The organism is Actinotignum saccati (assembly GCF_051265055.1).
GTDB lineage: Bacteria > Actinomycetota > Actinomycetes > Actinomycetales > Actinomycetaceae > Actinotignum.
In genome coordinates, this window is the sequence record NZ_JBOZCC010000006.1 from 133159 (window position 1) to 145306 (window position 12148).

Sequence of the window (12148 nt, forward strand, 5' to 3'; positions counted from 1 at the left end):
GCAGGTACGTTCGCACCGCTTGTATGCATCACATAGTAGTAGGGATAGCACAGTAGCGCGGCGAGTTTTCAGGATATGAGAAATCCGAGCAGTGCTACCACAAGGAACCTGGCTGCCCCTACTGATTCTTCCGAACGTAGGAAATACTAAAGGCGCGTGCCCGCCTAAACTCTTGGCGCGCGCTGGGGAAAGCGTAAGCGCCACCCTCGAAGTTATGGAAGATATCAATTCCACGCCCTAGGAAAATGATCCAGCCGGTGTCGGTACGCAACCAGCGGTCGTGAGCATCCGGATCGAAAATCACTTCGAAGTCAATACCATGGGCCGCGGCATTTTTCGCTATCTTCTCGAACATTTTAACCCGACCGCCGTGATACTCCACCTTTTTTGTCGTAAGTGTATGCAGCCGAAAGCGGCATCGCTTTTCGGGATTTTTCACCAGGGCCACAACCGCCATTAGTTCAACAAGGTTGCGCCCCTGATAAGCCATCGAAATGAACGGGTCATGCAATTCGATATTCGTGCATCCACGCAAATGGGCTGCAAACAACGTCTCAAACGAGACACCAGTTTGCCCCTCCTCAAAGAAGCGATAGCCCGGAAGCGCGACACTGTGCCGACCGCGGCCATGCCAATGCAAAGATTCTTGACCGCCATGATCCTCATCGGTTTCTAGTGCATGCTTTCCCATAAGGAAAATATAGATGACCGGCCAGGCGTTCTCGGCAGAGGTGGCTGATCCCACCCGCGGCCACAGCTTCTACTCGCAGACCACCGCGCGAATCGCACCTTATTCGCCTGCATACTCCCTGCATAGTGACATTTTTGCCACTATGGAATAGAACCACATACTGGCCGACGCCCGCGCGCCGTTTCGCCAGTTCACATGTGCGTTTTCTGCAACCAATAGTCCACAAAGCCCTATCGCGAGCGCTCTCCCTTTCTGCATAGTGACATGCATAGTGACATTTTTGTCACTTAGCTCAGGCACGGAAGCGGCTGGACTGGGGCTGTTTTTCCGAGGTGTACTGCGTCTGTACAACAAATGAAGTACAGCTGCGAAAACACACCCTCTCCCCGCTGAGATTCATGTGACTTCCGAGATTTTTGGGAACACTGGGGTCTCGAATCGAGTCGGCTCGAGTCGAGCAGCGGCGTAACCCGCCAAAGCCCATCCCGCCAGCTGGCGGCGTCGTCGTAAAAAATAAAGGGCCCGGACGAAACCGGACCCTCTACGCTTCTCGCAACAGCGAGCACACCACTTTAGGAATTGGGGCGCTTGCCGTGGTTCGCCTTCTTCTTGCGGCGATCCTTGCGCTTACGACCACGCTGGCTCATGTTCTCTCCTCACGTCACGTTTTCTCAGCTCGTAAACGAGCAACCACATTAGCTTACCAAGGGCGACCGGTCAGGTAAATAAAACCGGCACAATGTGGCGAAACTACCCGAAACGGCGCGCGCACCGCACCGCGAGCCGGCGCAACGCGCGGCGCTACCCGAAATCGCGAGTGGTACGCCGATACACCGAAATCTGCTGGGCGATCCGCACCCGCAGCGTCGCCGGCGCGACCTCCCGGCACGAGGCTCGCAAAATATCGCGCACGTGGGTTTCCGCTTCCGCCCGTTCCGTACACCGCGAGCACCCCGAAATATGGGCCTGCAACCGCTCGCTTTGCACCGCGGAAAGCTGGTGATCCAGATACTCGAAAAGATAATCAGTAATATCCCGGCAGGAACACTCCCCCGCGGCGCTATCTAATTCAATCCCGCGGTTCCGGAACGAGTCTTCTACCCCGCGCTGCAACCTATCCTCACCGCTCACTTCTTCTCCTTCTTCCCATAGCCGAGTTCACGTGCGTAATCCGCGAGCAATTCCCGCAGCTGTTTACGCCCGCGATGCAGACGGGACATCACCGTTCCGATCGGCGTTTCCATGATGTCCGCGATCTCCTGGTAGGAGAAGCCTTCAATATCCGCCAGATACACAGCCATGCGGCGGTCTTCCGGCAGCGCGCTCAAAGCATCGCGAATTTCCGATTGCGGCAGATTCTCCAACGCCTCCGCTTCCGCGGACATCATCCCCGAGGAAGCATGCGAAGCCGCCCGATACTCCTGCCAATCCTCCACCTCCGAGGAGTCAGCCTGCTTGGGCTGGCGCTGCGCCTTGCGGTAATTAGAAATAAAGGTGTTATTGAGGATGCGGTAGAGCCACGCCTTCAAATTCGTGCCCGGCCGGTACTGGTGGAAGGCCGAGAAGGCTTTGGCGTAGGCCTCCTGAACCAAATCTTCGGCGTCGGTGGGATTGCGCGTGAGGCGCATCGCGGCCCCGTATAGCTGGTCGAGATACGGAAGAGCATCCCGTTCGAACCGCGCGGCGCGTTCGGCTGCGGTTTCATCGGGGGCGCTTCTCATTAGGTCTGTGCTCATCATGGTCTAGCCTAGTCCGTCTGCTGGACTGACATGGGTATAACGCCCGGAAAACGCGGGTATATTCCCCGATTTAGTGTAAGAATATAGGTATGGGTATGATTCGATTCCTCGCGCGGCCCCTACTTGCCGCGCCCTTTATTGCACAGGGGTTGTCCGCGGTACGCCACCCCGAGGACCACCAGGAACGGGCAGAGAACATCGCCGGCCTGGCCGGAATGGCCGGGGTTGATCTCGAATCCGTTGACACCACCACTCTCACCCGCGCGCTGGGCGCCGTCCAGCTCATCGGCGGGACCTTCCTTTCCATCGGCAAATTCCAGCGCCTGTCCGGCGCGGCTCTCGCCCTCACCCAAATCCCGGTGGCCCTGGCCAATCACCCGGTCTGGGCAGCGGAGAAGAGCGAACGGCGCGAGGTGCTGAGCGGGCTGCTCGGCGCGCTCGGGCTGGCCGGCGGCGCCGCCCTGGCGTGGACGGATCGCAAGGGCAAGCCTTCCCTGGGGTACCGTGTTTCCGAATGGCGCGATCAGCGCAATGAGCTCGCGGATGTGCGCGCTCAAGCACGCGAACAAATCAGAGAGGCGAAGCGTTCCTAAATGACTGACCTGTGGCCAGCACCCTTCCACCCCTCCCCCGTGCGCGGCAGCGTGGCCGTCCCCGGGTCCAAATCACTCATGGCACGCTTCCTCATCACCGCCGCGCTGGGCGGGCCCGGCACCACGGGCCGAATCCTCGCGCCCTTGCGCGCCCGCGATACCGAGCTCATGGCCCGCGCCCTCGCGAGCATGGGTGTAGGGGTCGCCTGGCAGCGCGGTGCAACCGAAGCTGAGGACGTCCTCGATATTTCCCCCGCCTCGCTCCACGGCGCCACCATTGACGCGGGGCTTGCGGGAACGGTCATGCGTTTCGTCCCGCCCGTGGCCGCGTTCGCGCGTGGTGAGGTTGTGATTGATGGCGACGACGCCGCCCGCGTGCGCCCTATGGACCCGGTGGTGCGGGCTCTTCGTGATCTGGGAGTGGAGGTTGATGCCGCCAGCGATAGCGCCGGGCGGGCGGTCCTCCCGGTACGGGTGCACGGCCAGGGCAGCCTGCGCGGCGGAACGGTGGACATTGATTCTTCCGCCTCCTCGCAATTCATTTCCGCGCTGCTGCTAGCCAGCCCGCGCTGCGAGGGCGGGCTGGTGCTGCGTTCGGTGGGGCCGAAGGTTCCTTCCGCTTTCCACCTGGCCATGACGGTGGACGTGCTGCGCCGCGCCGGTATTCAAGTGGAAGAATTCGCGGCCGGCGGGGTCCCGGCAGACCCCGAACACCCGGCGGTGGAATGGCACGTGCATCCGGGCACCCCGCAGCTGGGAACAGTGGTGCTGGAACCGGATCTGTCCAATGCTTCGCCTTTCCTGGCCGCCGCTATGGTGACGGGCGGGACCGTGGAAATTCCGCGCTGGCCGGAGCATACCACCCAGCCCGGCGCGCAGATCGTCGATATTTTCACGGCCATGGGTGCGCGCGCCCAACTGCGCGATGGCGGTGTGCTTGAGCTGACCGGGCCGCGGGATATTGCACCCCTCGATGCGGATCTTAGCGATGTTGGGGAGCTCACGCCCACGATTGCCGCGGTGGCGGCCTTCGCCACCGGCCCGAGCGCGCTGCGCAATATCGGGCAGCTGCGCGGGCACGAAACCAACCGGCTGGCTGCGATCACCGCGGAGCTGAGCGGCGTGGGAATTCCCGCCCGCGAAGAAGGCGATGACATTATTATCACGCCGGCGGCTGCTGGGCAGGCCGTGCAGCCCGCCGCAAACAACCCGATCATCCGCAGCTACGAAGACCACCGCATGGCAACTTTCGGAGCGATCCTCGGCCTGCGCATCCCCGGGCTGCGGGTGGAAAATATTGCGACCACCGGGAAAACCATGCCGCGTTTCGCCCAGATGTGGACAGACCTGGTGGGCCGATGAGGGATATCGGCACCGACGATCCCCGCGTGCGGGTGCGCCCCGGAAAGGGCTCGCGGCCGCGCACGAAGATTCGGCCCGATTACTCCGACCGGCCCCTCGGCCAGGTCATCACCATCGACCGCGGGCGCTACACCGTGCTCATGAACGAAGGCACCCGCGTCATTGCGGTCAAAGCGCGGGAATTGGGCCGGGGCGCCGTCGTTGTTGGAGATAAAGTACGCCTGACCGGTGACCTTTCCGGGCGCAAGGACACCCTGGCCCGCATCGTTTTTATCGAGGACCGCAGCTCGCAACTCACGCGTTCCACAGACGAAGGCAACGAACGCGAGCGCACCATCGTGGCGAACGCGGACCAGATGGCGATTGTGGCGGCGCTCGCGCAACCCGAACCGCGGCGCGGCATGATTGATCGTTGCCTGGTGGCCGCGCGCGACGCCGACATGGATCCGCTCCTCATCCTCACCAAAGCGGATCTGGCGCGCCCGGATGCCTTGCGTGCGTATTACGAACCGCTCGGGGTCCCGATTCTCGCAACGGCTTTGGGGTACGACGGCGCAGCTCCCGCAGCCGGGGATGCGGCCATGCACTCGGGCTCTGACACGGTGCCCGCGCCGGGGGAATCTGCCACGCAATCGGACGTGGACGCACTTCCCGCACCTCAGAACGCAACCACGAACTCGGGCTTGGAGGCCGTGCGCGCGGCGCTGCGCGGGCGCACCACGGTGCTCGTGGGGCATTCCGGAGTGGGCAAATCCACCCTGCTCAATGCGCTAGTGCCGGCCGCGGCGCGCGAAACCGGGCACGTCAACGAGGTGACCGGGAAAGGGCGTCACACCTCCACCTCCGCCATCGCCTTTCCGCTGCCCGGCGGCGGGCAACTCATTGATACGCCGGGGGTGCGCAGCTTCGGACTGGCTCATCTGGACGCCGCCGATATTCTCCGCGGTTTCCCTGATCTGGAAGAAACCGCGCTGGAATGCCCGCGCGGGTGCAGCCACGAGGCCACCGAACCCGAATGCGCCCTCGATAGCCTCACCGATCCACGCCTGCGCGAGCGGGTGAGTTCATTGCGCCGCGTGCTCGCCTCGCGCGGCTTCGAAGAATGGGAGAAATAAATGGATGCTCACACCGGGTCTGACGCGACTACCACGCCCGCCGCGCTCGACGGTCGCGAAACGCTCAATGCCAGCTCCACCATCGCTTTTCTGCACACCGTTGCGGATGCCGTGGACGCCCTCACCCTGGAGCGTTATGAGCGCCGCCGCCTCACCGTGGATACGAAGCCCGATAATTCGCCGGTATCCGATGCGGATCGGGCGGCCGAGCGGCTCATCCGCGAGTATCTGGAGCGGGATTTCCCCGAGGATGCCGTGTACGGGGAAGAGGAGGGCGGCAGCCTGGAGCACGCCCCGCGGCGCTGGATTATTGACCCGATTGACGGCACCCGCAACTACGTGCGTCACAACCCGGTGTGGGCCACGCTTATCGGTGTGGAAGAAAACGGCCAGATGGTGGCCGGGATGGCGTCCGCGCCCGCGCTCGGGCGGCGCTGGTGGGCGAGCCGCGGCAGTGGGGCGTGGCTGAGTGAAAACGGGGGCGAACCCCAGCGCCTGCGCGTCTCCGATATTGACCGGATGGACCGGGCCGCTTTCGGTTTTTCGTCCCTCTCGAGCTGGGACGAAACCGGGCGCATGCCCACCCTCATCGCTTTCGCCCGCGCCACCTGGGGCACCCGCGCCTACGGGGCTTTCTGGCCCTATATGCTGCTGGCCGAGGGAGCCTTCGATATTGCCGCGCAGCCGGGCCTGGATGTCTACGATATGGCGGCGCTGGTGCCGATCGTGGAAGAAGCCGGGGGAACTTTCACTTCGCTGGAGGGCAAGCCGGGGCCGTGGTGGGGAAGCGCACTGGTCACCAACGGAAAGTTGCACGCCGCCGCTCAAGCAATTATTAATGAGACACATGTCCAGCCGGGTAGCCGCGAATAGCCGACCGGATAGCGAGAGCAAGACGTACCCGCACAGCCGGGAACAGATCCAACCGGGTAGCCGGAACTAATCGAAGGAGGAGCCGTGGGTAGCAGTGATAAGGCCGAGCCGTTGATCGAGAACGAGGGTCTTCCCGGCAGCGCGCCCGGTAGTGCGCCTACTAGCACGCCCGCGCGCGAGGTTCTCACCTGGGACCGTTTCGGCGAGGTCACCCGCGAACTCGCCCGCGACATCTGGGATTCCGGCTACCGCCCGGAAATTATCGTGAGCGTGGCCCGCGGCGGCCTGCTTCCTGCCGGCGCAATTGCCTACGCTTTAGACCTCAAGAGCATGCTCGTCCTCAACGTCGAGTTTTACACCGGCATCGGCGTCACGCTCAAGGATCCGCGTCTGGTGGAACCTTCCGGTGACGTGCGTGGAATGGCCGGCAAAAGGGTTTTAATTGTCGACGACGTCGCTGACTCAGGGCGTACCTTACGCTTCGTGAAGGAACTCTGCGAAGAGTACGCCACTGAGATTCGCGTTGCGGTCCTCTACGAAAAGTCACGCTCGGTGCTCAAACCCGATTACGCCTATCTGCACACCGACGCGTGGATTGCCTTCCCGTGGTCGGATAAGGACCCGGTCAACGGAGGCCAGGCGGAAGCCTAAAGCGGGGTGCGGTGCGTCGGACGTTCGCGGGACAGTACATTCCGTGAGCCGGTGCGCTCCGCGGGCCGAACGTGGCCGGACGGGGCCGAAACCTCATCGGGCCAAAATTTTTGTCGTAGCCCCACAGTAGGCTGAAGCCATGAAGATCTTGCACACCTCCGATTGGCACCTCGGGCGTACCCTGCACCGGGCGGATCTCACTCCCGCCTTTGAAATGTGGGTGGATCACGTGGTGGATACCGTGCGGGAACGCGGTGTAGATGCCCTCCTTATTAGCGGGGATGTCTATGACCGCAGCGTCCCACCCGCTCCCATGGTTGAGCTTTTTTCGCGCACCCTGCGCCGGCTCGCGCAACTCACCACGGTCATTTTGATTTCCGGGAATCATGATTCTCCCCAGCGCCTGGGATTCGGTGCGGAGCTTTTCCAGGAGCGCATCGTCATTCGCACCGATCCGCTGCGCTGCGCCCAACCGGTAGAAGTGCGTGATCGCGCCGGTAATCTTGGAGCGCTGGTCTACCCCATCCCCTATTTGGATCCCGATGTGGAACGCCGCCGCCTGGCGGGCAGTGCTGCGCACGCTGGTTGCGCTGATAACGCGGATCACGCGGATCACGCTGGTCATGCTGGTCATGCTGGTAATGCTGGTCATGATGGCGCGGATAATGCGGATCGTGTCGATCCTGCTGCTCGTGTCGGTCACGCCGATGGCACCGATGGCACAGAGCTGCTGGAACGCTCGCACGCCGCGGTCATGCGCGCAGCTTTGGAGCGTATTGCCGCGGATATTCAGCACGGCCCGCACGCTGGTAAGCCGCTGGCGCGCATCGCTATGGCACATGCTTTCGTTGCCGGCGGGGCTGCCAGTGAATCCGAACGCGATATTTCGGTGGGCGGGGTGGAAGTTGTTCCCGCCGCGCTTTTCGCCCTGGGAGGCGCAGGGGCTAGCGCCACGGCGGGCCTGAGCTACGTGGCACTGGGCCACCTGCATTCTCCGCAGCGGGTGGGCGGTGCGCCAGAACCGGGCACTTCTGAAGCTAGCGGGCTGCCGCCTATGCGCTACTCGGGTTCGCCCATCGCTTTTTCTTTCTCGGAAACCCGGCCTAAATCTTCTGTTCTTCTCACCTTTGAAGGTGGGGCCCTGGTGGAAGAAGAACTCATTCCAGCTCCGGTATGGCGCCCCATCGTCACCATCGAAGCGCCGCTAGCTGAGGTGCTCAGCTCCGCACACCGTGATGATCGGGGTAAATTCGCGCGTATTCTGGTAACCGATTCGGCCCGCCCGGCGGATCTCACCACCCGGGTACGGGCCGCTTTCCCGCACGCTTTGGAAATCCGCCACGTGGTAGATCCGGCCGCCACCCGCCACAGCACGGCGGATACTCGCCGCCTCGATGCCCTGAGCGTGCTGCGCCAATTCATGACGGAAAGCGGGCACCGAGATCTCACAGAAGAAGAAAACCAGGTCATGGTGGCGGCGTGGGAAGCCGTCCGCACCGGGGAGAAGGAGTAGAGCCTCATGCAGCTGCGCCGCTTAGAACTTCAAGGTATCGGCTCCTTCGCGGGGCGGGAAGTTATTGATTTTGACGCCCTGGGAGCTTCCGGGCTTTTCCTGGTGGAAGGGCCCACCGGAGCTGGCAAATCAACCATTATTGACGCCGTCGTTTTCGGGCTTTTCGGTACGGTAGCCGGCGGGAAAGAAAGCTCAACCGAGCGCCTGCGCTCCACGTATGTTGATCCCTCCACCACCAGCTACGCGGACGTTATTTTCACCATCGAAGCAGGCACATTCCGGGTGCGGCGCACCCCGAGCTTCACCAAACCGGGCAATTCCTCCCCCACCGCAGCCACCGCGAAATTATGGAAGCTCTCCGAAACTGCGGTGGACCTCGGGGATATAGATGGCGGCACTCCGATTGCCACCAAAGCCCGCGATGTCGGGGTGTATATCAGCAACCTCCTCGGCCTCAATGCGGAACAGTTCTTGCAAACTATCGTGCTCCCGCAGGGAAAGTTCGCTGAGTTTCTGCGGCTGGAAAGCCAGGAACGCACCAAGCTGCTCACCCAAATTTTTGATACCCGGGTATTTGGTTCGGTCACCCAGTGGCTCACAGATCACGCCCGCGCGGCCCGCGGAGCTATCGCAAACGCTCAGGAAACCTTCGTGCGAGCCGTCTCCAATACCGCAACCGCCTTGGAGCTACCCCCCGAGGAAAGCGAGTCCCTCACCGCCGCCGCTCAAGGCGTGGATCTACCAGCCGAAGGCGAAGCGGTAGTCGCTGGCCTGGAGCAGGCACTCGCTACCACCGCTGGGAGTGCTAGCGAGGCACTCACCCAGGCTGAAAAAACCGAAGCCGCGTTCGAGCTGGCTCGGGAAGCTGAAAACACGCAACGCGCTTTGGCTGCCCGCATTGAACGCCGCCGGGATCTGCGCGCCCGGGCCGGCCAGCTCCAGAAACGCGAAGCCGTGATCGCCGCGGATCGCGCCCGCCTCGCTGCCCACCGCGCCGCCGCCCCGCTCCTGCCGCATGTGCATGCCCTTGATCGGGCTCTCCAAGAGAGCCGCGATTGTGCTGCTGCCTGCGCACAAGCCCAAGCCCGCCTCGTGGCTGTTTTCGCAGAATTCGGCTCGGGCACCGGGGGCAAACACGGCCCCGTCACTGATCTCAGCCCTGCCGGGGTGGAATCCGGGCACCGTCTGGTCACCGAGCTGAGCGAAGCTAGCGGGCGCTTAACCGAATTGGAGCGCTCGGAAAAAGAGGTAGAGACCAAACAGCAGGAAGCTGCCCGCACTACCGAACAGCTCGCCGAGCGCCAGCGCGCGGTGGAAAAACTACGTGAAGAAGCCACTACCGCCACGGCTGAACGCGAGGAGGTAGAGGGCAAGCTCGATACAGCCCGTGCCACTGCCAGCGGTGAGGCTGCTGCCGCGCAGCGGGTGCGCAGTGCCACGGAACTCCTTGAGGTATTGGAGCGGGTGTCCGCCAGCGAAAAAGCGGAAGCAGAAGCCCGTGCCGCGCTGGCAGATGCTCTCTCCCAGGTTCAGGAAAAGGAAAGCTCCGCCAGGGAAATCACCGACGCGTGGGTGCAGTCCACCGCAGGTGAATTAGCGGGGCAGCTGCGTGAGAATGAGCCCTGCCCCGTCTGCGGATCCTGTACCCACCCGGCACCCGCCCCGCCCGAAGCCGTGCGTGCCACTGCCGCGCAGGTGAAGGCCGCCCAGGCAGCTGCCAGCACCGCCCGGGAACACTACAGCACCTGCCTAGCTCATGTGGAGAAAATAAAAGCCCAGCTTGCTGAGCAACGCGCCGTGGCCGGAGATGCCACCGCGGACGTGGCCAGCGCAGAATTAGCTGCTGCCCGCGCTGATGTGAGTGCGGCACAGCAGGCAGCTTTGCGCGTAACAGACTTGGAGAAGCGGCTCGCGCAACTTGCCGAGGAAGCCCGCACGCGGGAAACTTCCCTGGAGCAATTGCGCACCGAAGTGGCGCAATTAGAGGCTGAAAACACCTCTCTCGCCCGTGAGATCAGCGCGCAGCTCACCCACCTAAGTGCGGAATACGCCGGCTTTTCTTCTATCGCAGCGCGCCGCACGGCTCTGGATGAACTACGTGAAGCTCAGGATGCCTGGAACACCGCCGCGAGTGGGGTGCTCGCAGCACGTGAAGATGAAGAGGCTCGCGGTGAAGAGCTCGCTGCGGCTCTGGCCGGCACTGAGTTCGCGGATGCCCCGGCGGTAAAGGCTGCCGTGCTCAGCAAAGTGGAAGAGGCACAGCTCCAAGATTCCATCACCGCTTTTGATGAGGAATGCCGCGATGTGAAACGCGAGCTCGCCGAACCGGAGCTCGCTGAGCTTCCCGAGGATGCTCAGGCCGACGTCGCAGGGGCTGCCGAAGCCAGCGCGCTGGCGCGCCACGCCGCTCAAGAAGCACGAGCGCGGGCTACGAGGGCAGAGAACCAGGCCCGCTCCGGCGGGGAACGCTTGCGCACCGCACAGCGAGATCTTCAGGCATGGCGGGAACTTCGTGAGCATTCCGGGGCGGTTGTGCGTCTAGCTTCCTTGGCTACCGCGGGCCCCGAATCAGTAACGAAAGTTCCCCTGGAAACCTTTGTGCTGCAACACCGTTTCGAGCAAGTTGTTGATGTTGCTAATGAGCAGCTCGCAGATATTTCCCTCGGGCGTTTTGAGCTCATCCGGACGGACGAAAAGGAGAAGGGCAGTCACCAGTCGAAAACCGGCCTCGGCCTGGCTGTTATCGACCACGCCGGCCCCGAACCGGTCCAACGTTCCGTTCGCACGCTCTCGGGAGGCGAAACATTCTATGTGTCCATCTCCCTGGCCCTTGCCTTAGCGGAAGTGGTGCGCGCGGAAAATGGAGGGATCCACCTCGATACCCTCCTCATTGACGAAGGCTTCGGCTCGCTTTCAGATGGAGCGCTTGATCAGGTCATGGGAGTGTTGCATGGCCTCGGGAAAAACGGGCGCACCGTAGGGGTTGTCTCCCACGTTTCGGAAATGAAACAGATGATCAGCGAACGCATCTCCGTTATCCCGCGAGACGACGGCACCTCGCATATCCGTGTGACCGCCTAGATTTTCTGGGTGAATCCGCCATTCAGAGCCATCGAGTGAGCGGACTTGTACATAGATGAGGGACTGGCAGAGTGTCCTTGTGAAGGTTCGTCTGCCAGCCCCTCTCTTGCGTTACGCGATCAGTTCAGCACTTATGCCTTACGGCGCCGCGTCACCACGAGCCCACCAGCAAGCAGCAAGATTGCCGCCGTACCAGCAAGACCAACGCTCGTTGCACCAGTGACCTGAAGAGTCTTCTTCACCTTCTTGGTCTTCGGCGCAGGCTTACCCGGATCGTTCGGGTTCAACGGGTCGGTGCCGTTCTTGATTTCGTCACCGTCGTTGATACCGTCACCATCCGTGTCGGCCTTATTCGGGTTAGTCGGCTTGCCACCATTCTTCACGCCCGTCACCTCATCACCATCAGTGAGACCATCACCATCAGTGTCGGGGTTGAGCGGGTCAGTGTTACCGGGCTTGCCGTCCTTATTGAACTTATCGTCCTGGAACGGGTTCTTAGTGCCATTGACCTCATCCCCGTCGTTGATGCC

11 protein-coding genes and 1 pseudogene are annotated in these 12148 nt (G+C 62.4%); 7 read left to right on the forward strand and 5 right to left on the reverse strand.

The features are described 5' to 3' along the window. Positions 1–118: 118 nt before the first annotated feature. From ACRQEC_RS06595 to ACRQEC_RS06610, 4 genes are all read right to left on the reverse strand, one after another. Entirely contained in the window at positions 119–691 is a 573-nt protein-coding gene (locus ACRQEC_RS06595) for an MIT C-terminal domain-containing protein (protein WP_284890579.1), read from the reverse strand. 572 nt (positions 692–1263) lie between these two features. Next, positions 1264–1338 (reverse strand): 50S ribosomal protein bL37, encoded by a 75-nt coding sequence (locus ACRQEC_RS06600; protein WP_096334972.1) that lies wholly within the window; start codon positions 1336–1338, stop codon positions 1264–1266. Positions 1339–1492: 154 nt separating this feature from the next. Beyond that, positions 1493–1822 (reverse strand): mycothiol system anti-sigma-R factor, encoded by a 330-nt coding sequence (gene rsrA, locus ACRQEC_RS06605; RefSeq protein WP_026429087.1) that lies wholly within the window; start codon positions 1820–1822, stop codon positions 1493–1495. Next, positions 1819–2412, reverse strand: a complete 594-nt coding sequence (locus ACRQEC_RS06610; protein ID WP_307886242.1) for a sigma-70 family RNA polymerase sigma factor — start codon at positions 2410–2412, stop codon at positions 1819–1821. Before ACRQEC_RS06610 ends, rsrA begins: the two co-directional genes overlap by 4 nt. Positions 2413–2519: 107 nt before the next feature. Here ACRQEC_RS06610 and ACRQEC_RS06615 point away from each other — a divergent pair, with 107 nt between their 5' ends. From ACRQEC_RS06615 to ACRQEC_RS06645, 7 genes are all read left to right on the forward strand, one after another. After that, the gene (locus ACRQEC_RS06615) at positions 2520–3023 is read left to right on the forward strand and encodes a DoxX family protein (RefSeq protein WP_284890577.1); all 504 of its coding nucleotides are present in this window, start codon (positions 2520–2522) and stop codon (positions 3021–3023) included. Continuing rightward, a complete protein-coding gene (aroA, locus tag ACRQEC_RS06620; RefSeq protein WP_284890575.1) occupies positions 3024–4385 on the forward strand; it encodes a 3-phosphoshikimate 1-carboxyvinyltransferase in 1362 nt (453 codons plus the stop codon). Beyond that, the gene (gene rsgA / locus ACRQEC_RS06625; protein WP_284890574.1) at positions 4382–5500 is read left to right on the forward strand and encodes a ribosome small subunit-dependent GTPase A; all 1119 of its coding nucleotides are present in this window, start codon (positions 4382–4384) and stop codon (positions 5498–5500) included. The genes aroA and rsgA overlap by 4 nt, the downstream gene beginning before the upstream one ends. Beyond that, complete coding sequence (locus tag ACRQEC_RS06630; RefSeq protein ID WP_284890573.1) at positions 5501–6373, forward strand: inositol monophosphatase family protein; 873 nt, start codon at positions 5501–5503, stop codon at positions 6371–6373. Positions 6374–6457: 84 nt separating this feature from the next. After that, positions 6458–7024 carry a phosphoribosyltransferase gene (locus ACRQEC_RS06635; protein ID WP_425541649.1) on the forward strand — a complete coding sequence of 189 codons (567 nt, stop codon included), beginning with the start codon at positions 6458–6460 and terminating at the stop codon, positions 7022–7024. Between the two features lie 139 nt (positions 7025–7163). Then, positions 7164–8537: an exonuclease SbcCD subunit D gene (locus ACRQEC_RS06640; protein WP_284890572.1), complete on the forward strand. Its 1374-nt coding sequence runs from the start codon at positions 7164–7166 to the stop codon at positions 8535–8537. A gap of 6 nt (positions 8538–8543) precedes the next feature. Next, a complete protein-coding gene (locus ACRQEC_RS06645) occupies positions 8544–11618 on the forward strand; it encodes an AAA family ATPase (protein WP_284890571.1) in 3075 nt (1024 codons plus the stop codon). A 131-nt stretch (positions 11619–11749) separates the two neighbouring features. On the opposite strand, the pseudogene ACRQEC_RS06650 reads toward ACRQEC_RS06645, so the two are convergent. Continuing rightward, positions 11750–12148: pseudogene (locus ACRQEC_RS06650) on the reverse strand (hypothetical protein); the annotation flags it as partial.

What these genes read in the sequence shown, in the direction of transcription:
- ACRQEC_RS06640 (WP_284890572.1), top strand. Translation starts at nt 7,164, where the DNA reads ATGAAGATCTTGCACACCTCCGATTGGCACCTCGGGCGTACCCTGCAC.
- aroA (WP_284890575.1), top strand. Translation starts at nt 3,024, where the DNA reads ATGACTGACCTGTGGCCAGCACCCTTCCACCCCTCCCCCGTGCGCGGC.
- ACRQEC_RS06615 (WP_284890577.1), top strand. Translation starts at nt 2,520, where the DNA reads ATGGGTATGATTCGATTCCTCGCGCGGCCCCTACTTGCCGCGCCCTTT.
- rsgA (WP_284890574.1), top strand. Translation starts at nt 4,382, where the DNA reads ATGAGGGATATCGGCACCGACGATCCCCGCGTGCGGGTGCGCCCCGGA.
- ACRQEC_RS06595 (WP_284890579.1), bottom strand. Translation starts at nt 691, where the DNA reads ATGGGAAAGCATGCACTAGAAACCGATGAGGATCATGGCGGTCAAGAA.
- ACRQEC_RS06630 (WP_284890573.1), top strand. Translation starts at nt 5,501, where the DNA reads ATGGATGCTCACACCGGGTCTGACGCGACTACCACGCCCGCCGCGCTC.
- ACRQEC_RS06645 (WP_284890571.1), top strand. Translation starts at nt 8,544, where the DNA reads ATGCAGCTGCGCCGCTTAGAACTTCAAGGTATCGGCTCCTTCGCGGGG.
- ACRQEC_RS06610 (WP_307886242.1), bottom strand. Translation starts at nt 2,412, where the DNA reads ATGAGAAGCGCCCCCGATGAAACCGCAGCCGAACGCGCCGCGCGGTTC.